Annotated in this window: 23 protein-coding genes; 5 read left to right on the forward strand and 18 right to left on the reverse strand. The window is 71.4% G+C overall.

Annotated features, from left to right (window positions below; translation table 11 throughout):
- Window positions 1-71: 71 nt before the first annotated feature.
- Window positions 72-2,699, forward strand: coding sequence for a fibronectin type III domain-containing protein (locus AB0I54_RS04945; RefSeq protein ID WP_363294471.1), 2,628 nt, complete (start codon window positions 72-74; stop codon window positions 2,697-2,699).
- 206 nt (window positions 2,700-2,905) lie between these two features.
- On the opposite strand, the gene AB0I54_RS04950 is transcribed toward AB0I54_RS04945, so the two are convergent.
- The gene (locus AB0I54_RS04950) at window positions 2,906-4,210 is read right to left on the reverse strand and encodes an MFS transporter (protein WP_363294472.1); all 1,305 of its coding nucleotides are present in this window, start codon (window positions 4,208-4,210) and stop codon (window positions 2,906-2,908) included.
- A 56-nt stretch (window positions 4,211-4,266) separates the two neighbouring features.
- Here AB0I54_RS04950 and AB0I54_RS04955 point away from each other — a divergent pair, with 56 nt between their 5' ends.
- Complete coding sequence (locus AB0I54_RS04955) at window positions 4,267-5,250, forward strand: helix-turn-helix domain-containing protein (protein ID WP_363294473.1); 984 nt, start codon at window positions 4,267-4,269, stop codon at window positions 5,248-5,250.
- A gap of 155 nt (window positions 5,251-5,405) precedes the next feature.
- Here AB0I54_RS04955 and AB0I54_RS04960 read toward each other — a convergent pair whose 3' ends face one another.
- The 15 genes from AB0I54_RS04960 to AB0I54_RS05030 form a co-directional block, all read right to left on the reverse strand.
- On the reverse strand, window positions 5,406-6,149 hold the full coding sequence (locus AB0I54_RS04960) for a sirohydrochlorin chelatase (protein WP_363294474.1): 744 nt from the start codon (window positions 6,147-6,149) through the stop codon (window positions 5,406-5,408).
- Between the two features lie 5 nt (window positions 6,150-6,154).
- Window positions 6,155-7,039, reverse strand: a complete 885-nt coding sequence (locus tag AB0I54_RS04965; RefSeq protein WP_363294475.1) for an ABC transporter permease — start codon at window positions 7,037-7,039, stop codon at window positions 6,155-6,157.
- On the reverse strand, window positions 7,026-7,811 hold the full coding sequence (locus AB0I54_RS04970; RefSeq protein WP_363294476.1) for an ABC transporter ATP-binding protein: 786 nt from the start codon (window positions 7,809-7,811) through the stop codon (window positions 7,026-7,028). Before AB0I54_RS04970 ends, AB0I54_RS04965 begins: the two co-directional genes overlap by 14 nt.
- 34 nt (window positions 7,812-7,845) lie before the next feature.
- Window positions 7,846-8,952, reverse strand: coding sequence for an aliphatic sulfonate ABC transporter substrate-binding protein (locus tag AB0I54_RS04975; protein WP_363294477.1), 1,107 nt, complete (start codon window positions 8,950-8,952; stop codon window positions 7,846-7,848).
- Between the two features lie 226 nt (window positions 8,953-9,178).
- The gene (locus AB0I54_RS04980; RefSeq protein ID WP_363294478.1) at window positions 9,179-10,513 is read right to left on the reverse strand and encodes a GTP-binding protein; all 1,335 of its coding nucleotides are present in this window, start codon (window positions 10,511-10,513) and stop codon (window positions 9,179-9,181) included.
- Window positions 10,514-10,515: 2 nt separating this feature from the next.
- The gene (cysD, locus tag AB0I54_RS04985; protein WP_363294479.1) at window positions 10,516-11,454 is read right to left on the reverse strand and encodes a sulfate adenylyltransferase subunit CysD; all 939 of its coding nucleotides are present in this window, start codon (window positions 11,452-11,454) and stop codon (window positions 10,516-10,518) included.
- Window positions 11,451-11,987, reverse strand: coding sequence for an adenylyl-sulfate kinase (gene cysC / locus AB0I54_RS04990; protein ID WP_363294480.1), 537 nt, complete (start codon window positions 11,985-11,987; stop codon window positions 11,451-11,453). The genes cysD and cysC overlap by 4 nt, the downstream gene beginning before the upstream one ends.
- A gap of 34 nt (window positions 11,988-12,021) precedes the next feature.
- Window positions 12,022-12,741 (reverse strand): phosphoadenylyl-sulfate reductase, encoded by a 720-nt coding sequence (locus tag AB0I54_RS04995; protein WP_363294481.1) that lies wholly within the window; start codon window positions 12,739-12,741, stop codon window positions 12,022-12,024.
- Window positions 12,738-12,917: a hypothetical protein gene (locus AB0I54_RS05000; RefSeq protein WP_363294482.1), complete on the reverse strand. Its 180-nt coding sequence runs from the start codon at window positions 12,915-12,917 to the stop codon at window positions 12,738-12,740. The genes AB0I54_RS04995 and AB0I54_RS05000 overlap by 4 nt, the downstream gene beginning before the upstream one ends.
- Window positions 12,914-14,614, reverse strand: coding sequence for a nitrite/sulfite reductase (locus AB0I54_RS05005; protein ID WP_363294483.1), 1,701 nt, complete (start codon window positions 14,612-14,614; stop codon window positions 12,914-12,916). The genes AB0I54_RS05000 and AB0I54_RS05005 overlap by 4 nt, the downstream gene beginning before the upstream one ends.
- Window positions 14,615-14,740: 126 nt before the next feature.
- Window positions 14,741-14,824, reverse strand: a complete 84-nt coding sequence (locus AB0I54_RS05010; protein ID WP_309486338.1) for a putative leader peptide — start codon at window positions 14,822-14,824, stop codon at window positions 14,741-14,743.
- Between the two features lie 127 nt (window positions 14,825-14,951).
- Complete coding sequence (locus tag AB0I54_RS05015; protein ID WP_363294484.1) at window positions 14,952-15,524, reverse strand: GNAT family N-acetyltransferase; 573 nt, start codon at window positions 15,522-15,524, stop codon at window positions 14,952-14,954.
- 17 nt (window positions 15,525-15,541) lie between these two features.
- Complete coding sequence (locus AB0I54_RS05020) at window positions 15,542-16,876, reverse strand: hypothetical protein (RefSeq protein ID WP_363294485.1); 1,335 nt, start codon at window positions 16,874-16,876, stop codon at window positions 15,542-15,544.
- Window positions 16,877-17,063: 187 nt separating this feature from the next.
- On the reverse strand, window positions 17,064-18,353 hold the full coding sequence (locus tag AB0I54_RS05025) for a GAF domain-containing protein (protein WP_363294486.1): 1,290 nt from the start codon (window positions 18,351-18,353) through the stop codon (window positions 17,064-17,066).
- A gap of 289 nt (window positions 18,354-18,642) precedes the next feature.
- Window positions 18,643-20,280 carry an acyl-CoA dehydrogenase family protein gene (locus AB0I54_RS05030; protein WP_363294487.1) on the reverse strand — a complete coding sequence of 546 codons (1,638 nt, stop codon included), beginning with the start codon at window positions 20,278-20,280 and terminating at the stop codon, window positions 18,643-18,645.
- A 153-nt stretch (window positions 20,281-20,433) separates the two neighbouring features.
- On the opposite strand from AB0I54_RS05030, the gene AB0I54_RS05035 reads away from it, so the two are divergent.
- Window positions 20,434-21,588: a YihY/virulence factor BrkB family protein gene (locus AB0I54_RS05035; protein WP_363294488.1), complete on the forward strand. Its 1,155-nt coding sequence runs from the start codon at window positions 20,434-20,436 to the stop codon at window positions 21,586-21,588.
- Between the two features lie 60 nt (window positions 21,589-21,648).
- Here AB0I54_RS05035 and AB0I54_RS05040 read toward each other — a convergent pair whose 3' ends face one another.
- Window positions 21,649-22,509 carry an NmrA family NAD(P)-binding protein gene (locus AB0I54_RS05040; protein WP_363294489.1) on the reverse strand — a complete coding sequence of 287 codons (861 nt, stop codon included), beginning with the start codon at window positions 22,507-22,509 and terminating at the stop codon, window positions 21,649-21,651.
- A gap of 81 nt (window positions 22,510-22,590) precedes the next feature.
- On the opposite strand from AB0I54_RS05040, the gene AB0I54_RS05045 reads away from it, so the two are divergent.
- Entirely contained in the window at window positions 22,591-23,529 is a 939-nt protein-coding gene (locus AB0I54_RS05045; RefSeq protein ID WP_363294490.1) for an AraC family transcriptional regulator, read from the forward strand.
- 10 nt (window positions 23,530-23,539) lie between these two features.
- Window positions 23,540-24,226, forward strand: coding sequence for a helix-turn-helix transcriptional regulator (locus AB0I54_RS05050; protein ID WP_363294491.1), 687 nt, complete (start codon window positions 23,540-23,542; stop codon window positions 24,224-24,226).
- Here AB0I54_RS05050 and AB0I54_RS05055 read toward each other — a convergent pair.
- Window positions 24,209-24,610 (reverse strand): VOC family protein, encoded by a 402-nt coding sequence (locus AB0I54_RS05055; RefSeq protein WP_363294492.1) that lies wholly within the window; start codon window positions 24,608-24,610, stop codon window positions 24,209-24,211. The genes AB0I54_RS05050 and AB0I54_RS05055 overlap by 18 nt on opposite strands.
- Window positions 24,611-24,665 lie beyond the last annotated feature (55 nt).

The raw sequence follows: 24,665 nt of genomic DNA on the forward strand, positions 1-24,665 counted from the left end.
ATTGACTGTCACATCCAAGTGCTCCTACCTTTCCCCGCGTTGGGTACAGGCTGATCCCACGGGAGGGGTATATGCCCACGCACCGAAGAGCCGCCCTCGTCACCCTCGCCTCCGCCGCCCTCGTCCTCGGGGTGGTGGCCGGTCCCTCGGCCCTCGCCGCGCCGCCGCGGGCCGCCTCCATGGACGTCCATGTCTCACCCGTCGGCGACGACCACGCCGACGGCACCCTCCGACATCCCGTCCGCACCCTGGAGCGCGCCCGCGACCTGGTCCGCGCCAGGGCCGGGAAACTGAGCGCCGACCTCACGGTCCACCTGGCGGCCGGGACCTACCGCCGCACGAAGCCGCTCGTCCTCGACGCCCGGGACTCGGGCACGAACGGCCATCGAGTGATCTGGCAGGGCACCGGTGACACCGTCATCAGCGGCGGCCGCCGGGTCTCCGGCTGGCACCGGGTGCCGGGACGGCCGGGACTGTGGTCCGCACCGGCACCCCAAGGGCTCACCGGCACCCGGCAGTTGTACGTCGACGGAGTGCGCGCCCAGCGGGCCCGCGGGGCCGTGCCGGTCTCCCTCACCCAGACCGCCACCGGCTACACCGCGTCCTCCGACACCCTCGCCCACTGGAAGCGCCCCGCCGACGCCGAGTTCGTCTACACCAGCGGCGAGGCCCTGTGGAACGTCGAGCGCAACGGCCTCGGCCAGTGGACCGAACCCCGCTGCCCGGTCGCCTCCGCCGAGGGCACCACCATCACCATGGCCCAGCCCTGCTGGGACAACTCCAACAAGCGGGTCGAGTTCCCCGACATCCCCGGCCGCACGGTCAGCATGGTCGGCCCGGGACATCTCACCAACGGCGGCAGACCGTCGTACGTCGAGAACGCCTACGAACTCCTCGACCAGCCGGGCGAGTGGTACCTCGACATGGGGTCCCGCACCGTCTACTACCTGCCCCGCACGGGCGAGGACCTCGCCCGCGCCGACGTCGAGGCGGCGGCCGCCGAGAAGCTGCTCGACGCACGGGGCACCGCCGGTGCCCCCGTCCACGACATCGCCTTCCGCGGGCTCCGGTTCGGCTATGCGACCTGGCTGACCCCCTCCACCCCCGAGGGCTTCTCCGAGATCCAGGCCGGCTACACCGTCACCGGTGACAAGGGATGGGCCACCCAGGGGCTGTGCCAGTACGTCGAGGGCGGCACCTGCCCCTTCGCGTCCTGGACGAAGATGCCGGGCAACGTGTCCGTCACCCACGGGCGGCACATCGAGTTCGCCGACGACGTCTTCGCCCACCTCGGCGCGTCCGGACTGGAGTTGGGGACCGGCAGCGAGGACACCTCCGTCAGCGGCAGCATCTTCACCGACATCTCCGGCAACGGCCTGGAGATCGGCGGTGTGGACGGCCGAACCCCGGCGTCCGGCGTGACGGTGACGAACAATCACCTCTACGGTCTGCCCCGGGAATATCACGGTGCGGTCGCCGTCCTCAACGGCTACACCCACGACAACACCATCGCCCACAACCAGATCGACCACGTCGGCTACTCCGCGATCTCCATGGGCTGGGGCGGCTGGCCCGACAAGATCGGCGACCCCGCCACCCCCAACCCGAGCCACGACAACGCCGTACGCGACAACCTGATCTTCGACTACATGCAGCTGCTCGACGACGGCGGCGGCATCTACACCCAGGGACTGACCGGCACCTCGATGGCCGACGGCGAGAAGGTCACCGGCAACGTCGTCCACGACCAGTGGGGCCTCGGCAAGAACGTCTACACCGACAACGGCTGCACCTACGAGACGGTCCAGGGCAACGTGCTCTACAACGCCTCGTACGCCAACGTCGCCTCCCGCCACACCGACTACCGTGACGGCCTCGGCAACAACGACCCGACCCTCGTGAAGGACAACTGGTGGGAGGAGGGCACGGCCGACGGCGACAACAAGGGCCTCGTCACCACGGGCAACCGCATCATGGCGTCCCCCTCCGACGTCCCGCCGGAGATCCTGCGCAACGCCGGACTGGAGCAGCCCTACCGCGCCCTGCTGGAGCGCACCGTCGCGGCGCCGTCCGTCCCCGAACCGCCGTCCCGGGTCGGGACGACCACCGCGGGCGCGGACGCCCTGTACGTCACCTTCAACCCCAGCTTCGTCGACGGGGGTTCACCGGTGACCGGGTATACGGCGCGGGCGTACGACACGTCGGGCACGCAGGTTGCCGAACAGGGCGTCTCCGCAACGGATTTCAAGCGGACGGCACTGGTGCGGATCGTCGGACTGCCGCCGTCCGGAGGGCCGTTCACGGTGACGGTCACCGCCGCCAACGCCCACGGCGGCAGCGCCCCGTCCCTCGCCTCCACACCGCTGACACCGACCGCCGCGGGCACACCGCCCGGAGCGCCGGCGAGTCCCAGGCTGCGTACTGCGGCCACCGCGGCCACCCTGGCCTGGACTCCGCCGACCGCCACGGGTGACGCCAAGGTCGTCGGCTACCGGGTGACGGTCTCCGACGGGCGGGACCCGATCGATGTCACCGGCCGGGACGTCCTGGTCACCCAGCCCTCCGCCAAGGGCATGTTCCGGGTGATCGGCGGGCTGCGGCCCGGCACCACCTACACCGTGACCGTCGCGGCGGTGACGGCGGCCGGTACCGGACCCGCGGCCACAGTCACCGCGACGACGCGAGCAACTACCCCATAGAACTGCGTCGTTGGCCGTTCCGGCCCGCCCGCGACGGACAACTCCCCTGATGTGACACGTTCGCCGCCGGAGACGCAGTATCAAAAGCGGGACACGGCAACAGGGCTCGCGCGAGCCGGTAGCCGTGTGCTCCGCCGGCCGTCCGCGGTCCGACGTCACAGGGGAGCGCCGGACCGCGGACGGCCCCTCGGTCCTGTCAGGCCCCGTCAGGCGGGCTCGCCCCGCCAGTCACCGTCCCGTCCGGCCCAGCGCACGGCGGGACGCACCGCGAGACCGGCCGCCGCGAACAGCACGCCCAGCACCGCCCAGCCCACCCTGCCGTGCTGGATCGCCGTCACCGTGACCAGCGCCGGGCCCGCCATCATCCCCGCCGACATCCCGGCGCCGAACACACCCTGATAGACACCGTGGGCGCGGGCGTCGGCGAGTTCGTAACCGAGCGTCCAGCCGCCCGCCGCGGACAGCACCTCGGCGAGGACCTGCACCACCGCGCCCACCGTCAGCGCCAGTACGGCCCACACCGCGGGCAGCCCCGCCGACACGGCGTAGACGGCGCAGGACGCCGTCAGCAGCGGGCCCGCCCAGGTCATCGCCCGCACAGCGGACGGGACTCGGGAGGCGCGCCGGGCCACCCGCACCTGGAGCAGCGCCACCAGCACGCAGTTGACGATCAGCAGCAGGGCCGCCGTCCAGCGCGGTGCCTCGGTGCGCTCGACGATCCACAGTGGCAGGCCGACCTCGATCAGGGTGTACTGCACGCACAGCACCGCGTTCAGCACGGTCACCGCCAGATACGGCAGGTCCCGCACCGCACGCCAGCGGTCGGCGGCCGGTGCGTCGGCCGCGTGCGGCTGACGGTCCCGCGCGTGCGGCGCCAGCGGCAGCCGGCGCACCATCAGGGCGGGCCCGAGGAACGACAGCGCGTTCAGCGCGATCGCCGTCATATACGCGGCCGGTGTGTCGAGTTGGAGCGCCACGGCCCCGAACACACCGCCCACGCCGATGCCCACGTTCGTGACCATCCGCAGATAGGCGCGCGCCTCCACCCGGGTCGCCGCGGGCAGCACGTCCGCGTAGATCGCGCCCTGCACCCCGCGACTGGCCATCTGCAGCCCGGTCGCGCACACCACCGAGAGCAGGAAACCGGCGTAGGAGTCCACCAGGACGTAGGCCGCCGTGGCCACCCCGGTGCCGCCCCACAGCAGCGCCCCCACCTGCCGGGCGCCCCACCGGTCGGCGGCCCGTCCCGCCGGGACGCCCGCCACCACACCGACCAGGCCCGCGACCGTCATGCCGAAGCCGACCGCGGTGGCGTCGAGGCCGACGATGCGCGTGAAGTACAGGACACCCAGCGGGAAGTAAAGTCCGTTGCCGAGGGAGTTGACCGTGGTGAGGAGCGTGGCCCTGCGCAGGCCCGGGTCGGCGGGGAGCAGCCCGCCGGCTCGGGTGGCGCGCTGCGGGCGCGCGTCCGCCACTGGGCCGGAGGCCGGGGAATCCGGTGTCGTCGTCATGGGACCAGCGAACCGCCGGGCCATGGGATGCCGACAATCATTTAGCGTGGCGCTCAATGATTGAGTTCCGCTTCGCCGTCGACGACCTCGCCACCACCTCCTTCGCCTACTCCCCGCTGCAGGAGGCGCTGTTCTCACTGCGCTGTCTGCACGACCCGGCCCGCTATCCCCACCACCGTCCCTGGCTGCGCCGTATCCGCCCCCGCATGGAGTCCCTCGACCGCGAACTGCTCACCGCCCTCGTCGCGCCCTGGCTGTGGCTGCCGGACTTCGTCACCCCGCGCCCCGAGCGGGCCCGCCCCGCCTTCGCCGACGAACTGGACCAGGTCCGCGCCACCCCGGTGGACGTCGTCGTCGCCGACTTCCTGGCCACCTACCGCACCGAGGACGCCCTGCCGCCCGTCGTCGCGCGCGGCCTCGCCGACCCCGCGGCGTTCCTCGCCCGGCTCGCGGACGCGGTCGACGCGTACTGGCGCACCTGTCTCGCCGCCGACTGGTGGCCGCGGGTGCAGACCATCCTGGAGGCCGATCTCGCCCACCAGGCACGGGTGTTGGCCGAACAGGGCGCCGGTGCGTTGTTCTCCGGGCTCGATCCGCGGCTCGTGTGGAGCGACGAGCATCTGTCGCTGACCCGCCCGCCCGACACCGCCCCCTGGCCCTCGGGTCACATCCGCATCGCCGGCCGCGGACTGGTGCTGATGCCGACGATCTTCGCCAAGGGCGCGCAGACGGTGCTCGACCACTCGCTGCCCCCGGTGCTCATCTATCCGGCACGCGGCCGCGCCACCCTCTCCGAGGAACCGCCCCCGGTCACCGACCGCGCCCTGATACGCCTCCTGGGCCGCCCCCGCGCCCGTCTGCTCCTGCTGCTCGCGGAACCGGCGTCCACCACGGAACTCGCCCACCGCCTCGACGTCACCCCGGGCGCGATCAGCCAGCACCTGGCCGTCCTCTACGACGCGGGCCTGCTCACCCGCACCCGCAGCGGCAGGATCGTACGGTACGCACGGACCCCACTGGGCGACGAGCTGTGCCGCTAGGGGGTGTCGTTTGGATCATCCCGGCGTCGCGGGGTCTGGCACGCACTCCCCCAAGCTCTCGGCTTCGCTCGACCAGGGGGCACCCCCCCATGACCCCGCTCGGGTCCGCCAGACCGCACCCTTGGTCACGGCCGGCCTGATCCAAACGACACCCCCTAGGCACCTACGGCGGCCAGGGACATCGGGGCGCGGGCCGTGTCGTAACGTTCCAGGAGGACGCGTGCGACCTCCGGCGCCGGGCCGAGGACGTCGGCCAGGATGTCCGCCTCGGCCGCGCCGCGCGCTATGCGGTCCGGCAGGAAGCCGGGGGCCAGGACGTAGGGGGCGACGGCGACGCGCCGGCAGCCGAGGGCGCGGAGTTCTCGGACCGCGTCCTCGGTGCGAGGAAGGGATGCGGAGGCGAACGCAGGTCGCACGGCGCACCAACCGGTGTGCCGCCACTCCCGCGCGATTGCTGCGATCACTGCGATCGCCTCCGGGTCACTGGACCCCGCCGAGGCCAGTACGACCCCGGTCGAGGACTTGTCGGCGGGCGTCAGGCCCGCCTCGTACAACCGGCGTTCCAGCGCCGACAGCAGCAGCGGGGACGGGCCGAGCACCTCGGCCTGCCGGATCCGCAGCTGCGGCGGGGCGTCCCGCAGGACCGCGGGGATGTCCGCCTTCGCGTGGAACGCGCGGGTCAGCAGGAGGGGAAGGGCCACGACCTCGCGTACGCCCTGCGCCGCCAGCGACTCCAGCACCCCGTGCACGGACGGGATGTTGAAGTCCAGGAAGCCGGTCTCCACGCGCAGCCCCGGCCGCAGCGACCGCACCCGCCGCACCAGGGCGTGCACGGTCGCGGCGTGCCGCGGGTCGCGGCTGCCGTGGGCGATGACCAGAAGGACCGGCTTGTGGGACATGGGTATCAGCTCTTCACCAGCAGGCCGCGGCTGCGCAGCACCCACCGCTCCAGCGGGCTGAAGATCAGCAGGTCGATGGCGATGCCGACGAACAGGATCAGGAAGATGGCCTCGAACACCATCGCCATGGAACTGGCGTTGCGGCCGTTCTCCAGCAGCGCGCCCAGGCCGATGCCCAGGTCGGGGGAGGAGGCGATGATCTCCGCCGCCATCAGCGAGCGCCAGGAGAACGCCCAGCCCTGCTTCAGACCCGCCAGATAGCCCGGCAGCGAGGCCGGCAGGACGATGTGCCAGGCGCCCTTCGCGCCCGTCGCCCCCATCGTGCGGCCCGCCCGCAGGAACAGCGGCGGCACCTGGTCGATGCCGGAGACCAGCCCGTTGGCGATGGACGGGACCGCGCCGAGCAGGATCACCGCGTACATCATCGAGTTGTTCAGACCCAGCCAGATCACCGCGGGCGGCACCCACGCCACCGACGGCAGCGACTGCAGACCGGACAGGACCGGGCCGATCGCCGCGCGCACGAACTTCACCCGCGCCACCAGCAGACCCAGCGGGGTGCCGATGGCCAGCGCGAACAGGAAGCCCAGCAGACCGCGCGAGACACTCGTCCAGATGTAGTCGAGCAGCTTGCCTTCCAGCCAGGCGTCCTTGAACTCGGCACCCACGTCGGCGGGCGACGGCAGCTTCGTCGGATCGTCCACGATCTTGAACGAGATCAGCGCCTGCCACACCACCAGAACCACCGCGGTGGCGACGAGCGGCGGCAGGATCTTGCTGGTGAAGGTCTGCCGGAACGGCGTCCGGCCGGTGACGGCGGTCTCCAGCGCGTCCAGGCCGGCCTCGACGCTTGCCGCGTCCGTGGCGGTCTTCGTCTCAGTGCTGGCCATGACGGCGGATCTCCCCACGCAGTACATCGGTGATTTCGAGGGACAGTTCGGCGACCGGCGCGTCCTCGATACGCCGCGGCTGCGGGATGTCCACCCGCCACTCACGGGCCACCCGGCCCGGACGGGACGACAGCAGCACCACCCGCTGCGCGAGCCGCACCGCCTCGCGCACGTTGTGCGTGACGAACAGGACGGACAGCCCCGTCTCCTCCCAGATCCGGGTCAGTTCGTCGTGCAGCAGGTCCCGGGTGATCGCGTCGAGCGCCGCGAACGGCTCGTCCATCAGCAGCAGCCGGCTGTCCTGGGCGAGCGCACGGGCCATGGCCACGCGCTGGCGCATACCGCCCGACAGCTCGTGCACCCGCTTGCCGTACGAGCCCTTCAGCCGTACGAGTTCGAGCAGCTCCTCGGCCCGGCCGCGCCGCTCGCCCTTCGGAACTCCCCCCAGCTTGAGGGCGAGTTCGATGTTCTTGCCCGCGCTCAGCCACGGGAACAGGGCGTGCTCCTGGAACATCAGGGCCGGGCGCCCATGGGTCGCGATGCTGCCGGCGGAGGGCTTGTCCAGCCCCGCCACCAGGTTCAGCAAGGTCGACTTGCCGCAGCCCGAGGCCCCCAGGAGGGTGACGAACTCGCCCGGCGCGACATCCAGCGTGATGTCGTCGAGGACGAGTTGCTGCCCGGCGGGGCCGGCGAAGGACTTCGAGACGTGCTCGATGCGGGCGGCGTACTCGACCACCTCGACGTCATCGGCCTTGGCGAGGGCGGTTGCCATGATCGTCACCTCCTGGGAACTCTCGGATCCGGACTTACTTGACGCCGAGACCGGCGTCGTCGACGGTGCTGGCGCCCTCGGCCTTGAGGACCTTGTTCAGCGGGACGAGGTCATAGATGCCGGCCAGCTTCGGGTTCTCCAGCAGACCCGCCTTGACCGCGTGCCGCGCCTCGGTGTCGAGCGTGGCGGCCAGCGGGTCGTCCGTGAACCGGATGGACTTCCACGCCGGGTCCAGGACGTCGGCCGGCAGCTCCTTGCCGGAGTCGATCCCCAGCCGCTTGTTGGCCGCGGCCTTCGCCTCGTCCGGGTTGGCGTTGATCCACTTGTTGGTCTCGACCGACGCCTTCAGGACCGCCTCGACGGCCTTCGGGTGCTCCGTGAGGAACTTCTGCGACACGATGATGTTCGTGATCACGAACTTCCTGTCCGGCCACAGCGCCGACTCGTCCAGGAGTACCTTGGCGCCCTCGGCGACCAGCTTGGACGCGGTCGGCTCCGGCACCCAGGCGCCGTCGACGGAGCCGGACCTGTAGGCGTCAGGGGTCACCTTGTTGTCGGTGCGGACCACCGACACATCGCCCTGGCCGCTCTCCGGGTCGACCTTCCAGCCCTGCTCCGCGACCCAGTTCAGGAACGCCACGTCCTGTGTGTTGCCGAGCTGCGGGGTCGCGATCCTCTTGCCCTTGACGTCCTTCAGGGACTTGATCTTCTCGGGGTTGACCACGAGCTTCACACCGCCGGACGCCGAACCGCCGATGATGCGCAGGTTCTTGCCGTCCGACTTGGTGTAGCCGTTGATCGCGGGGGAGGGGCCGATCCAGCCGATGTCGAGGGAGCCCGAGTTGAGGGCCTCGATCTCGGACGGGCCCGCGTTGAAGACCTGGTACTTGGCCCGGGTGGCGCCCAGCTCCTTCTGGAAGAAGCCCTTCTGGTTGCCGACCAGCGCGGTGGCGTGGGTGAGGTTGCCGAAGTAGCCGATCCTGACGGAGTCGAGACCGTCGATCTTCTCGGCTCCGGCGGCGACCTTCGCGTCGGCGCTGTCGTCAGCGGCCTTGGAGCCGTAGCCACAGGCGGCGAGGGTGAGCAGGGGAAGCGCGGCCATGACCGCGAAGGTGCGGCGAAGGGCGGTACTGGCAGGCACGGGAGGTGTTCCTCTCGTTGGCCCGGCGGTCACGGTCTCTCAGGTCGTGGCCGGGAGCTCGGCAGGTCTTCGTTTGCGCAGGCAGTGGGGGGTGAGGGCGCGCGGGCAGTGCGCGTACGTCACCGCGCACATCGCGCCACTCCGCCCTGCCCGCTGCCGAGGGCGCCGCTGCCGACGCGGCCGCCCTCCTTCGCGAACATCGAGAAGAAATCGGGGGTCTTCATGCTCAGAAGTCCCAACCGTCTTCGTCGGCCTCGTCCTTGACCGGCTCCGGGGAGGCGAACGACTCGCCGACCATGCCCGCGGTGAGCGTGGTGCCGTCGCTCGGGTCGATCAGGATGAAGGAACCCGTGCGGCGCGAGTCGGCGTAGGAGTCGACCGGCAGCGGCTCGGCGGTACGGATCTTCACCCGGCCGATGTCGTTGGCGACGAGCTGTCCCGGGTGCGGGTGCAGGGACAGATCGTCGAGCGTGAGACGGGACGGGATGTCCTTGACGATCGCCTTGACCGTGCGGGTGCCGTGCTTGAGCAGTACCCGGTGCCCGACGGTCAGCGGCTGGTCGGCCACGTGGCAGACCGTCGCCTCCACGTCCTGGGTGGTCGGCGGGGCGTCCTTGCTGGGCACGATCAGATCGCCGCGCGAGACGTCGATGTCGTCCTCCAGCAGGACGGTCACCGACTGCGTCGTCCAGGCCACGTCGACCGGCTTGCCCAGCAGGTCGATACCGGAGATCCGGGTCCCCCGGCCGGACGGCAGGATCGTCACCTGCTCGCCCACGTGGAAGCTGCCGGCGGCGATCTGGCCCGCGTAGCCCCGGTAGTCCGGGTGCTCGGCGGTCTGCGGCCGGATCACGTACTGCACGGGCAGACGCGCGTGGCAGTGCGCCAGGTCGTGGCTGACCGGGACGGTCTCCAGGTGCTCCAGCACGGTCGGGCCGCCGTACCAGTCCATGTTCGCGGACGGCTCCACGACGTTGTCACCGGCGAGCGCCGAGATCGGGATCGCGGTGACCTCCGGGACGCCCAGCTCGGTCGCGTACGCCGTGAACTCCTCGGCGATCGCGGCGAACACCGGCTCCTGGTAGTCGACGAGGTCCATCTTGTTGACCGCGAGGACCACGTGCGGGACGCGCAGGAGGGCGGCGATGGCGGCGTGCCGGCGGGTCTGCTCGACGACGCCGTTGCGGGCGTCGACCAGGATCACCGTGAGCTCGGCGGTGGAGGCGCCGGTGACCATGTTGCGGGTGTACTGCACATGGCCGGGGGTGTCGGCGAGGATGAAGCGTCGGCGGGGCGTGGCGAAGTAGCGGTAGGCCACGTCGATGGTGATGCCCTGCTCGCGTTCGGCGCGCAGGCCGTCGGTGAGCAGCGCGAGGTCGGGGGCGTCCTGGCCGCGGTTGCGGGAGGCGTGCTCGACGGCCTCCAGCTGGTCGGCGAGGACCGACTTGGAGTCGTGCAGCAGCCGGCCGACGAGGGTGGACTTGCCGTCGTCGACGGAGCCCGCGGTGGCGAACCGCAGCAGGGTGGTGGCCGAGAGTTCCTCGGTCGTCGTGGTGCTCATGCTTAGAAGTACCCCTCGCGCTTGCGGTCTTCCATCGCGGCCTCGGAGAGCTTGTCGTCGGCGCGGGTGGCGCCGCGCTCGGTGAGCCGGGAGGCGGCGATCTCGGCGATCACGGCGTCCAGCGTCGTGGCGTCGGAGTCCACGGCGCCGGTGCAGGACATGTCGCCGACGGTGCGGTAGCGGATCTGCCGCTTCTCGACGGTCTCGTTCTCGCGCGGGCCGCCCCACTCGCCCGCCGTCAGCCACATCCCGGCCCGCTGGAACACCTCGCGCTCGTGCGCGAAGTAGATCTCGGGCAGCTCGATGCCCTCGCGGGCGATGTACTGCCAGACGTCCAGCTCGGTCCAGTTGCTGAGCGGGAAGACGCGGACGTGCTCGCCGGGGGCGTGCCGGCCGTTGTAGAGGTTCCACAGCTCGGGCCGCTGGCGGCGCGGGTCCCACTGGGAGAACTCGTCGCGGAGGGAGAAGACGCGTTCCTTGGCCCGTGCCTTCTCCTCGTCACGGCGTCCGCCGCCGAAGACGGCGTCGAACCGCTCGCTCTGGATCTTCTCGGTGAGCGGGACGGTCTGGAGCGGGTTACGAGTCCCGTCGGGGCGTTCCTTGAGCACACCGCGGTCGATGTAGTCCTGTACGGAGGCCACATGGAGGCGCAGCCCATGTGCGGCGACCACACGGTCCCGGTACTCCAGCACCTCGGGGAAGTTGTGTCCGGTGTCCACATGCAGCAGCGTGAAGGGCACGGCCGCCGGGGCGAACGCCTTCAGCGCCAAGTGCAGCATGACGATGGAGTCCTTGCCGCCGGAGAACAGGATCACCGGCCGCTCGAACTCACCCGCCACCTCACGGAAGATATGGACCGCCTCGGACTCCAGGGAGTCCAGGTGGGAGAGGGCGTACGGCGTGCCCGTGCCCTCCTCGGCCGTCGCGACGATCGCCGTCATGCCAGTCCCCTCTCGCTGAGCAGGGCGTGCACCGACGCCGCGGACTCCTGCACGGTCTGGTTCTGCGACTCGATCCGCAGATCGGGCGTCTCGGGCGCCTCGTACGGGTCGTCGACCCCGGTGAGCCCCGACAGCTCGCCCGCGGCCTGCTTGGCGTACAGACCCTTCACATCGCGTACGGAGCACACGTCGACCGGGGTGGCCACGTGCACCTCCAGGTACGTCGTCCCGTTCTCGTGGTGGCGCTTGCGCACCGCATCACGGCTGTCGGCGTAGGGCGCGATGACCGGGACGAGCGCCTTGACGCCGTTACGGGCCAGCAGTTCGGCCAGGAAGCCGATGCGCTGCACGTTGGTGTGCCGGTCCTCGCGGCTGAAGCCGAGGCCCGCCGAGATGAACTCGCGGATCTCGTCGCCGTCGAGCACCTCGACGAGGTGGCCCTCCTCGCGCAGCCGGCCGGCCAGCTCGTACGCGATGGTGGTCTTGCCGGCGCTCGGCAGACCCGTGAGCCAGACGGTGGCTCCGGTCGTCACGTCGTTCTCCAATGTCGTAGAAGGCACGGTCATGTCAGCCGTGCAGCCCGCACTCGGTCTTGGCCCGGCCCGCCCAGCGGCCGGCCCGCGCGTCCTCGCCCTCCAGGACGCGGCGGGTGCAGGGGGCGCAGCCCACGGAGGCGTAGCCGTCCATCAGCAGGGGGTTGGTCAGTACGCCGTGTTCGGCGACGTACGCGTCCACGTCCTCCTGTGTCCAGCGGGCGATGGGGGAGATCTTGACCTTCCGGCGCTTCTCGTCCCAGCCGACGACCGGGGTGTTCGCCCGGGTCGGGGACTCGTCGCGGCGCAGGCCGGTCGCCCAGGCCTGGTAGTCCTTCAGGCCCTCCTCCAGCGGCTGGACCTTGCGCAGCCTGCAGCACAGGTCCGGGTCGCGGTCGTGCAGCTTCGGGCCGTACTCCGCGTCCTGCTCGGCCACCGTCTGACGCGGCGTGAGCGTGATGACGTTGACGTCCATCACGGCCTCGACCGCGTCACGGGTGCCGATGGTCTCGGGGAAGTGGTAGCCGGTGTCGAGGAAGACTACGTCGACAAGGCTGTCGCCCTTCATCGCGCGGGAGGCGAGATGCGCGACCACCGCGTCCTCCATGGAGGAGGTCACGCAGAAGCGCTTGCCGAAGGTGTCCGCCGCCCACTGGAGGATCTCCAGCGCGGAGGCGTCCTCCAGCTCGCGCCCGGCCCGCTCGGCCAGCGCCTTCAACTCCTCGGCCGTGCGCTCTTCCTGAGCCGTCGTCATGTCCGATCCCCTCCGTTGTCGGCTCGCTGAACCCCCCGGGCCAGCAGCCCGAGGAACTTCAGCTGGAATGCGCGGTTGCAGGCCGCGCATTCCCAGGCGCCGTGGCCCTGCTCGCCGGGACGCAGGTCCTCGTCGCCGCAGTAGGGGCAGTAGAAGGGTGCGGCCCGCTCGCTCACGACAGGGCCTCCTCTGAAGCGCGCGCGGCCCAGGTGGCGAACCGCTCGTCTTCCTCGCGCTCGGCCTGGAAGCGCTTCAGCACCCGCTCGATGTAGTCGGGCAGTTCGTCCGAGGTGACCTTCAGACCGCGGACCTTGCGGCCGAACCCGGCCTCCAGTCCCAGCGCGCCACCGAGGTGCACCTGGTAGCCCTCGACCTGCTCGCCCTGGTCGTTCACGACGAGCTGGCCCTTGAGACCGATGTCCGCCACCTGGATACGGGCACAGGCGTTCGGGCAGCCGTTGAGGTTGATGGTGAGGGGCTCGTCGAAGTCCGGCAGTCGGCGCTCCAGTTCGTCGATCAGCTGCGCGCCGCGCTGCTTGGTCTCGACGATGGCGAGCTTGCAGAACTCGATGCCGGTGCAGGCCATCGTGCCGCGCCGGAACGAGGACGGCCGGGCGGTGAGGTCCAGCGCCTCCAGGCCCTCGACGAGCGAGTCGACCTGCCCCTCCTCGACATCGAGGACGATCATCTTCTGCTCGACGGTGGTGCGCACCCGGCCCGAACCGTGGGCCTCGGCCAGGTCGGCGATCTTCGTGAGCGTGGCGCCGTCGACGCGGCCGACCCGCGGGGCGAAGCCGACGTAGTACCGGCCGTCCTGCTGCCGGTGCACACCGATGTGGTCGCGCCACTGCTGGACGGGCTGCTCGGGAGCGGGTCCGTCGATCAGCTTGCGTCCGCCGAGGTACTCGTCCTCCAGCACCTGCCGGAACTTCTCCGCGCCCCAGTCGGCGACGAGGAACTTCAGCCGGGCCCGGTTGCGCAGTCGGCGGTAGCCGTGGTCACGGAAGATCGAGATGACGCCCTCGTAGACGTCCGGCACCTCGTCGATGGGCACCCAGGCGCCGAGCCGAACGCCCAGCTTGGGGTTGGTGGACAGACCGCCGCCGACCCATACGTCGAAACCCGGTCCGTGCTCGGGGTGACGCACACCGACGAACGCGACGTCGTTGATCTCGTGCACCACGTCCAGCAGCGGCGACCCCGAGATGGCCGTCTTGAACTTGCGGGGGAGGTTGGAGTACGCCTTGTTGTTCAGGACGCGGCGCTTCATCTCCTCCAGTGCGGGCGTGGCGTCGATGATCTCGTCCTCGGCGATGCCCGCGACCGGCGAGCCGATCATCACACGCGGTGTGTCGCCGCAGGCGGTGACGGTGGACAGGCCCACGCCCTCCAGCCGCTCCCAGATCGCGGGGACGTCCTCGATCCGGATCCAGTGGTACTGCACGTTCTGCCGGTCGGTGATGTCCGCGGTGCCGCGCGCGAACTCCTGGGAGACCTCACCGATGACCCGCAGCTGCCGGGTGGTCAGCGCACCGCCGTCGATCCGCACCCGCAGCATGAAGTACTCGTCGTCCAGCTCCTCCGGCTCCAGGATCGCGGTCTTGCCGCCGTCGATCCCGGGGCGCCGCTGGGTGTACAGCCCCCACCAGCGCATACGCCCGCGCAGATCGCTGGGGTCGATGGAGTCGAAGCCACGCTTGGAGTAGATCGTCTCAATGCGTGTCCGCACATTGAGACCGTCGTCGTCCTTCTTGACCTGTTCGTTGCCGTTGAGCGGGGTGAAGTGACCCGCGGCCCACTGACCCTCGCCGCGGTGACGGCTCACCTTGCGGCGGGGCGCGGAGGCGGCAGGGTTCTGTGGCGTGGCGGCCATGGTTCTACGTCCTTCGGGACAGGCGGAAAGCGGCTCTGACCTGCGCGTATGGGCACATGCGGGCATACGTGCGCGGCGCTGCGCAGGAGGCGGGGAATGTCAGGGAACTCGGCGGTGCTGGGGCTGTCAGCTCGCCGGACAGATGGCGCTGGACATGCGGCCGAGGTCGACGTGCCGCCGACTCACCAAGGCAATTCCAGTTCCAGACATGACGGAAGCGTGGCATGGCAATCTGGACTCAGTCCAGCTTCGTCCGTCATGTGGACACCCTTGTCTCGGTATGCGAGACAAGGGTGTCGTCGATCACATGGCTGGTGCGGGGTCTTGTCGATGCAGGTCAGACCGGGTATGCGCCGAGCCAGGGACCCGGGGTGGGCTGCTCCTGCTCCGGCTCGACCTTGGTGTCGAACAGCTTGAAGCCCCGCCGCTGGTAGTTGTCCATCGCGAACTCGCCGTCCTTGCTGCAGGTGTGCAGCCACACCCGCTTGGTCGGGACGCGCTGCGGCCAGCGCTCCGCCAGGTCCCAGGCCCGGGCCGCCCCGTACGAGAGCAGATGGCCGCCGATGCGCCGGCCCCGGAACGCGGGGATGAGACCGAAGTAGACGATCTCCACGGCGCCGTCGTCCTGGGGGTCGAGCTCGACGTAGCCGGCGGGGGTGCCGCGGTCGTGGGCCACCCAGGTCTCCACGCCCGGCCGGTCCAGGTGCTCCTGCCACTGGGCGTAGCTCCAGCCGAGACGGTCGGTCCAGAGGATGTCGCCGCCGACCGAGGCGTAGAGGAAGCGGCTGAACTCGGGGGAGGGCACCTCGGAGCGGACGATCCGGACGTCGCCGTCGGGAGCGGCGGCGGGGAGGAGGTCGGCCGGGGACGTCTGTTCCAGGGACCAGGTGGTCACGGTGATGCTGCTCATGCAGGCCAGGGAACCATCTACCCCAGCGAACTGTCGATCGAGCTCAGTGGGACGGAGAAGAGCATCCGGTGCGACAGCGACCACACCTCGCCGGTCTCCTGCCAGTAGGAGAGCGCGCCCGCGCCCTCGGTCCAGCAGTGGTGTGTGGCGTCCGAGCCGCAGTGGGCGGCCTTCGCTCCCGAGGTGTCCTGGCGCCACAGGCTGCCGCGGCCGTCCGGGGAATCGGCCGGGCGTCCGACGTACCAGGAGGTCCGTGTCGTCCCGGGCGGGTGGTAGGCCAGTACGCCCCGGATCCCGGCCGCCCGGGTCTCGAAGGCCTCGACCGCATCCACCCGCCCCGCGGGGTCCGCGGCGAGCAGACCGCCGCGGGCGGGGTCGCCGCTGAAGGCGTAGCGCCACAGCCGGGCGTGCCGGTCGCCGTGGGGCGGGGTCCACTCGCTCAGCGCGAGACTGTCGGGCGCCGATCCGCGGTCCAGGGAGAGACCGCCGGGGCAGGGCGGCCCGTCCGTGCCGCAGCGTCCGGCGGGGAAGCGGTACGTGCCCACCGCGGGCATCACATACCGGTAGCCGTCGGCCGACCAGCCGCCCGCCACCCGGCCGATCGACGGACCGTCGACGGTGGTGCGCTGGATGCGGTCCAGGTCGTAGACATAGAGCGCCTCGGACCTCCCCGTACCGGCTGTGACCAGCAGTTTGTCCTGGTACCAGACCATGCCGGAGACAGTCGAGGCCAGGCCCCGGTAGTCGCGGCCGTCGGCGGTGGGGACCACGAGCAGGACCCAGCTGTAGGCGAGGCGGGCGGGGTCGTCGGCGTCGACGAAGGCGACCCGGGCCAGTCCCCGCTCGGTGGCGGGGCCGGTCCTTACGCTGTGCGTCCAGCCGGACAGGATCACCCGCTTCTCGCCCCAGACGCCGTCGTCGTCGGCGTCCCCGGAGGTGGTCACCGAGGCCGGACGCCAGTCCGGGTCGGCGGTGTCGGAGGGGTCCCAGCAGTACGCGTGCGCGGCCCGCGGCGCGACCGGCAGCGACTCCCGTGCGGCGGAGGTGCAGTCGGCGGCGTCGAGCAGGGCACGGTCGGCGCCCTTCAGTACGGCGGAGACGCCGACCGGGCGGCCCATCGAGCCGGCCAGCCGGTCGAGCGTGCCCTGCGGCACCAGTTGCTCCTGGAGCCGCAGCGGCCGGGTCTCGGCGGAGGAGGTTATCGGCTTGAGCGCGCCCGGGCTGTCGGCGACCGTGGCCTGCGAGGCGCTGATCATGGTGGCGGCCGCGGTGAGCGCGAGGGCGGTTCCGGTCAGGAACGCGCGCAGGGCGCGGCCCCGCCTGCGCCGGCGATGTCTGCCGCGTTGCTTCATGCTTCCTCCTCGGCGAGCCAACTGCGCCTGGTGGTCCGTACGTTGACCGAGGAGCAGGTGGGGAGGCCCGTAGAGGGGATGCTACGGCAGCAAGGTGCGACAGAGGCAGAAGACCCTGCAAATATGCGGAAGATGCCCCCCGGATGTGCCGAATCGGTACACGGCATATGCCCCCGGCGGTACCCTCTTACGGCGTGTGCGTGGCCGCCCACCGCTGTGTGACCGCCGGTGCCGTCGAGTGCGGCAACAGGTCACGGGGGTCCTCGGGCAGCAGCACCTCGACTTCGGCGCCCTCGCAGAAACGATACGGCCGGTGTTCCAGGAACGCCCCCAGATACCGCCGGATCCGCGACATCTCCGCACGTACCGTCACCGTACGGGACGGGTCACCGAACATGTCCTCGGCCAGCCCCGCCGCACTGCGCCCCGAGCGGCGCATCGCCAGCAGATAGAGCAACTCGGCGTGCCGGGGGCTGAGTTCACGGGACCAGGTGCCCGCACCGCCGGAGACGGACACCGACCAGCGGCGCGGCTGCGTCAGATCCAGCACGACCCGGGAGGCGTCCGACGCCGGCGGCTCGTCCACCGCGCGCACCAGCCAGCCCCCGGCCAGCGGTTCCACCGCGCACAGACCGAACGCCGGCAGCCACCGGCGGCCCGCCGACATCGACTTGGGCAGCGCGAGGCGCCGTACGTACGGCATCCCCGTGACCGCCGCCGTCCAGCCGTCCCGGTCCACCGCCAGCGCCTGCCCGGCCAGCCGCGCCAGCACCGGCGCCGCCACCGCGCGCAGCCGCTCCAGCGAGGTCAGATGCTGCTCCCGAAGCCGCGCCTCGGCGAGTTTCGCCACCGAGTCGACCCAGGCGAGGGTGGCCGGATGCATCGTCTCCAGCGCGCCGCTGATGTCGACCACACCGAGCAGCCTGCCGTCCCGGGGGTCGGTGATCGGGGCGCCCGCACAGGTCCAGGAGGTGTGCGACCGGGCGAAGTGCTCGGCGGCGAAGACCTGGACGGGCTTGCGCACCACGGCCGCGGTGCCCACGCCGTTGGTGCCGACGACGTCCTCCCGCCAGTCCGCGCCCAGTTCGAAACCGATCCCGTCCGCCTTGCGCAGCACGGGCGAACTGCCCTCGCGCCACAGCACCCTGCCGTCCGCGTCGGCGACCACCATGATGTGGTGGGCGATGTCGGCGACCGAAAGCAGACCCTCCCGCAGCACCGGCAGGACATGCCGCAGCGGTGACTCCTCCCGTCTGCGCCGCACCTCCTCGGGACCGAGCAGCCCCGATCTGACGTCATGGTCCGGATCCACCCCGTTGCGCAGCATCCGCCCCCACGACTGCCCGATCACGGGGCGGGGTGCCATCCGCGCACGTTGACCGGCGAGTGCGGCCTCGCGCACCTCGCTGAGCAACCGAGCCGTCTGTGCCACGTCGACGGCCGCGAGCTGTGCCACGTTCATCGGCGGGTTCGCCACTGGGATCCTCCCGGGAGCACTTGCGAACACATGAGTGTCAAGCCGTCCGGGCGGCGGTTTCCGGTCCGACTACTGGTCTCATAGTGCCGTTTCGGGCGCGGTGGAGGGGAATGCTCCGCGCATATATGCCAACAAGTTGCAACCCCTTGCAACCCTGGTGAACGGGCCGAGGGTGTCTGAAACTTGAGCAGCGCCGTCCCGAGCGGCGTTCGTGGCCTCGAACGGGGGCCGTGAAGCGGGGGTGGTGCCGTGTCGGCGCAGCATCACCCCCGCGACCCGTTCCCGCAGCTCAGCCCACTGGCCGGGCCCGGTTCACCACCGACGCCAGATCCAGCGAGTACGGCAGCGTCCCGAACGACGCGCCCCAGTCGCCGCCCAGCCGGGACGCACAGAACGCGTCGGCGACCTCCGGCGGCGCGTACCGCACCAGCAGCGACCCCTGCAGCACCAGCGCCATGCGCTCCACCAGCCGCCGGGCCCGCCCCTCGACGCCCTCCAGGTCGCCCAGTTCGGCCAGCAGATTCTTCACGGCCGCGTCGAGACGGTGGTCGGCGCCGCGCGCCCGGCCCACCTCCAGGAGATAGGCGTTGAAGGCATCCGGCTCCCGCTGGAGCGCCCGCAGCACATCCAGTGCCTGGACGTTTCCGGCGCCCTCCCAGATGGAGTTGAGCGGCGACTCGCGCACCAGCCGGGGCATCCCGCTCTCCTCGACGTAGCCGTTGCCGCCCAGGCACTCGGCCGCCTCCACCGCCACCGGAGCACAGCGCTTGGTCACCCAGTACTTGGCGGCCGGCACCGCCAGCCGCAGGAACGCCCGTTCCTGCTCGCCCCCGTCGTCGTAGGCGGCCGCCAGCCGCAGCCCGAGGGCCGTCGCCGCCTCCGACTCCAGCGCCAGGTCCGCCAGGACGTTGCGCATCAGCGGCTTGTCCACCAGCTTCCCGCCGAACGCCGCGCGGTGCGTGCAGTGGTGCACCGCCTGCGCCACCGCCTGCCGCATCAGCCCCGCCGAGCCGAGCACACAGTCCAGCCGGGTCGCCGCCACCATCCCGATGATGGTCCGCACCCCGCGCCCCTCCTCGCCCACCCGGCGCGCCCAGGTCCCGTCGAACTCGACCTCCGCGGAGGCGTTGGACCGGTTGCCCAGCTTGTCCTTGAGCCGCTGGATGAGGAACGTGTTGCGCGTGCCGTCCGCCAGCACCCGCGGCACGAGGAAACAGGTCGGCCCGCCGGGCGCCTGCGCGAGCACCAGGAAGCCGTCCGACATCGGCGCCGAGCAGAACCACTTGTGCCCGGTCAGCTCGTACGTCCCGGCCTCGGCCAGCGGCCGCGCGGCGGTCGTGTTCGCGCGAACGTCACTGCCGCCCTGCTTCTCGGTCATGCCCATCCCGAACACCACCCCGGCCTTCTGCCGGGCCGGCCGCAGCTCGCGCTCGTACAGGGTGGAGGTCAGCAGCGGCTCCCATTCGGCGGCCAGCTCCGGGTCGGTGCGCAGCGCGGGCACCGCCGCGTGTGTCATCGACAGCGGGCAGCCGTTGCCCGCCTCGGCCTGCGTCCAGACCAGGAACCCGGCGGCCCGGCGCACATGCCCGGCCGGACGCACCCAGGCGGCGGTCAGCCCGGCCGCGAGTCCCTTGCCGAGCAGCCGGTGCCAGGCCGGGTGGAAGTCGACCTCGTCTATCCGGTTGCCGTACCGGTCGTGCGTGCGCAGCCGGGGCGGGTTCTCGTTCGCCTGCACCCCCCACTCCTGCACCTGCGCCGAGCCCGAGCTCCTGCCCAGCGCGGACAGCTCGTCGAGCACCTCGTCCAGCACGGCGGCGTCGGTGTGCCGCTCGACGGCCTCCACCAGGGCGCGGTCGGCGCCGAAGACGTCGTATCCGACCAGCGGCGGAGCCTGGTTCGTCACGGTGTGGGTGGTGGTGCGTGCCATGTCTGCGAACCTACCCCGGGGACGACGGCGGTGGTCACCAGACTGACACAGTGGCCGGACCGGACGCGTCCGCTCCGGCCACTGCCCGCCGGAGCTGTGCGGTGATCACCCCGGAAGGTGAGGACGGTGCGGCACGACGGATACCTTTAGGTCGTGCAGCCAGCAAGCGAACCCCCCGAGCAGCCGGCCGGTCGGCTCCACCGGGCCCGAGCCCTCTACCGGAACGTCTCCAAGCGCAGGACCGCCTGGCTGCTGCTGAAGGACACGGTGGACTCGTGCATGGAGTACCGCATCCTCGGCCTCGCCGCCGAGGCGGCGTTCTTCACGCTGCTGTCCGTGCCGCCCCTGCTGCTCAGCCTGATCGGGCTGCTCGGTTACGTCGACGCCTGGACCGGCGCCGACACCATCGCCAGCCTGGAGAACAACCTCCTGGAGGCGTCGCGCACCGTGCTGTCCGACAAGGGCGTGCGGGAGATCGCGGAGCCGATCCTGCACGACGTGATGAAGGGCGGCCGGCCCGACGTCATCTCCATCGGCTTCCTGTTCGCCCTGTGGTCGGGCTCGCGCGCGGTGAACGTCTTCATCGACACGATCACCGTGATGTACGGGCTCGACGGCGTCCGGGGCATCGTCAAGACCCGGATCATGGCGTTCCTGCTGTTCATCGTGGCGCTGCTGATCGGCTCGGTGGCGCTGCCGCTGATGGTGGCGGGGCCGGACGCGGTGGTGCGGATCGTGCCGTGGTCGGAGACGGTCGTACAGGTCCTGTACTGGCCCGTCGTGATCATCCTGTCGATCGTCTTCCTGACGACGCTGTACCACGTGTCCGTGCCGGTCCGCTCCCCGTGGATCGAGGACGTGCCCGGCGCGCTGGTCGCCCTCGCGATGTGGGTCCTGGGCAGCTTCCTGCTGCGCATCTACCTCACGAACACCATCGAGGGCGCCACGATCTACGGCTCCCTCGCCGCGGCGGTCGCCGTGCTCCTGTGGATCGGTGTGTCCGCGTTCGCGGTGCTGGTCGGCGCCGCGATGAACGCCGCTATCGACCGCGTCTGGCCGGCCGCCGCCACGGCGGCGGCCCGCGCCGCGAACGAACGCCTCCGGGAGGCGGAGGTCGCCGAGTACGTGGCCCGCGTGGCCGCGGCCCGCGAGGCCGACCCCGACGACCCCGACATGCCGTCGGAGTTCCCGGAACGCTGGTCCCGTTTCCTCCCTCCGGAGGACGTGACGGCCCGCCTCCGCACCCACGTGAAGAGCACCCACCACACACACAAACCGAACAGGGACGGCTCACACCAGGACAGGTGACGCCTTCGAGGGGTCGGCTCCGGGGCTCCCGCCCGGGGTGGCGGTGGGCGCAGCCGTTCGTCACCGCTTCCATGCGCCCGCCGCCGCGGCCTCCCTGGCGAAGTCCGTGAAGTCTCGCGGGCTGCGGCCCAGTACCTCGCGTACGCCGTCCGTGAGGTAGGCGTTGCGGCCGTCGAGCAGGGAATCGAACAGGTCTACCAGGAAGTCGACCTCCTCGGGCGGTACGCCGAAGCCTGCCAGGTGTTCGCCGTACTCGCGGGGCCGCACCGGGCGGTAGGTCAGCTCGCGGCCCGTTGCCGCCGAGATCTCCGCGATCGCCTCGCCGAAGGTCAGCAGGCGGGGGCCGGTGACGGCCAGGGCTTGGCCGACGTAGCGGTCGTCGGGTGCGCTAAGCACCGCCACCACCACGTCCGCGACGTCCCGTACGTCGACGAAGGGCTCATGCACCTCGCCGCCCGGGAAGATCAGCTCGCCGGTCTCCCGCAGCCCCTCCACCAGCGGCCCCTCGCTGAAGTTCTGTGCGAACCACGCGGACCGTACGACCGTCCAGTCCGCCCCCGACTCCCGCAGCGCCTCCTCGGTCGGCCGCGCCATCTCCTCGCCCCGTGACGACAGCAGGACCAGCCGCCGTACCCCGAGGGAGACCGCCTCGTGCGCGAGCAGTCCCACCGCCAGGGCCGCTTCCGGAGAGCCCACGTCCGACGGGTACACCAGATACGCCCCGTCGGCGTCCCGCAGCGTGTCCGCCCAGGTCGACCGGTCCTGCCAGTCGAAGCCCCGCGCCCGCGTGGCCTCCCGCACGGTCAGCCCCACCGCCCGCGCGGCATCCGCCACCCGGCGCCCGGTACGACCCGACGCGCCCGTCACCACCACGGTCATGTCCTGTGTCTGCTTCCGTGCCCGCGATGCGTTCTGTGTCATGCCGTCGAGTCAACTCCCGCCCACCCCGGGCAGCCATCGCTGAACGGCTCATTCCCATAAGCGCCCGTCTACGCTGACCCCATGGACGCTCTCGCGGGCCTGCTGGAGGGCCCACGCGCACGTGGCGCCTTCATGATCCGGGCGTGCTTCGACCCGCCCTGGGCCGTACGGGTGGAGGACCGCGCCCCGCTCACGATCATGCTCATGGTCCGCGGCGACTCCTGGGTCCTGCCCGACGCCGGCGGCGAGCCGGTGCGGCTGAGGAGCGGCGACCTGGCCATAACGCGCGGCCCGGACCCGTACACCTGCGCCGACGCCCCGGACACCGCTCCCCAGGCGCTGATCCTGCCGGGCGGCGAGTGCCGCTACCCCGACGGAACCTCCCTGCAGGGCTCTATGGACCTGGGCGTACGAACCTGGGGCGACCGACTCGACGGCTCCACGGTCATGCTCATCGGCACGTACCTCATGCAGGGCGAGATCAGCGGCCGTCTGCTGGACGCGCTCCCGCCGCTGCTCTCCCTCACCACCGACGTGTGGCAGTGCCCGCTCACCCCGCTCCTCATGGAGGAGATCGTGCGCGACGAACCGGGCCAGGAGGTCGTCCTCGACCGCCTTCTCGACCTGCTGGTCATCGCCGCGCTGCGGGCCTGGTTCTCCCGCCCGGAGGCGGCGGCCCCCGCCTGGTACCGGGCGCTCGCGGATCCGGTGGTCGGCCGGGTGCTGAGGCTGCTGCAGAACGACCCGGCGCACCCCTGGACCGTGGCGTCCCTCGCCGCCAAGGCCGGAGTCTCCCGCGCGGCGCTCGCCCGACGCTTCACCGAACTGGTCGGCGAACCCCCAATGTCCTACCTCACCGGCTGGCGCCTCGCGCTCGCCGCCGACCGCCTGCGCGACAGCGAGGACACCATCGGCGCCATCGCCCGCGAGGTCGGCTACGGCAGCGCGTTCGCCCTCTCCAGCGCGTTCAAACGGGTGTACGGCGTCAGCCCGCAGGAGCACCGGACACGGGCGGCGTAGCCTGGCGTACGTGTACGAGGAGCGGGCGTCCCGGCTGACCGGCGCCGTGGTGTGGCGCCGCACCCTGGAGGACCCCGCCGTCCTGCCGGTCCTGCCCGACGGCTGCATGGACCTGCTGTGGAGCGAGGGACGGCTGCTGGTCTCGGGCCCGGACACCCGCGCGTACGTCCCCGAAGGCCCCGCCGCGCGCTGGGTGGGCCTGCGCTTCCACCCCGGCACCGCGCCCGCCTTCCTGGGCGTACCGGCCGCCGAACTCCGCGACCGCCGCGTGGAGTTGGCCGACCTGTGGCCGGCCCGGGAGGTACGACGCCTGCGCGCCCGGATCGACGCGGCGGCGGACCCGGCGACGGCCCTGGAGGAGAGCGCGCTGGAGCGGGCGGCGGACCTGGACCCGCCCGACCCCCTGCTGCGGAGGCTGGTCACGGCTCTGGACGCGGGCCGCCCGGTGGCCACGACCGCCGACGAACTCGGCCTGGGCGCACGCCAGTTGCACCGCCGCTGCCTGGCCGCCTTCGGCTACGGCCCCAAGACCCTGGCCCGGATCCTGCGATTGCAGCGGGCGCTCGCGCTGGCCCGCTCCGGTGTGCCGTTCGCGGAGACCGCGGTCCGTGCCGGTTACGCGGACCAGCCCCATCTGGCGCGGGACGTGAAGGAGTTGGCGGGTGTGCCGTTGGGGCGGCTAGTCGGCGGTCGGTAGCGGTGCGAAGAGGTCGACGCCATTGCCGTCGGGGTCGTGAACGGTGGCGTACCGCTGGCCCCAGAAGGCGTCCCACGGCTTGAGTTCGCCGTGGTGACCGGCGCCCACCAGGTCCTCGTACACGCTGTCGACCTCGGCGGGTGACCCGCACCGGAAGGCGAGCCCCACCCGGCCCCCGCCCGCCGGTGGCTGCCATGCGGGGTGGAAGGAACGGACGGTTGCCTCGGTGTCCAGGGCAAGGGTGAGCCCACCGGGCAGTTCGGCCTCGACATGCGGCTGGTCCTCGGCGCCCTCGGGGAAGACGAGCCCGAGACGGCGGTAGAAGGCGAGCGAGGCGGCCAGGTCGGAGGCCACCACGCCGATCACGGCGAATCGTGGAGTCATACGGTCACCGTAGGCGGGGTGGCGGTGCGTGGTCTTGAAGGAATCGGACGCGAGG

It is taken from the genome of Streptomyces sp. NPDC050625, from assembly GCF_040654755.1.
Classification (GTDB): Bacteria; Actinomycetota; Actinomycetes; order Streptomycetales; family Streptomycetaceae; genus Streptomyces.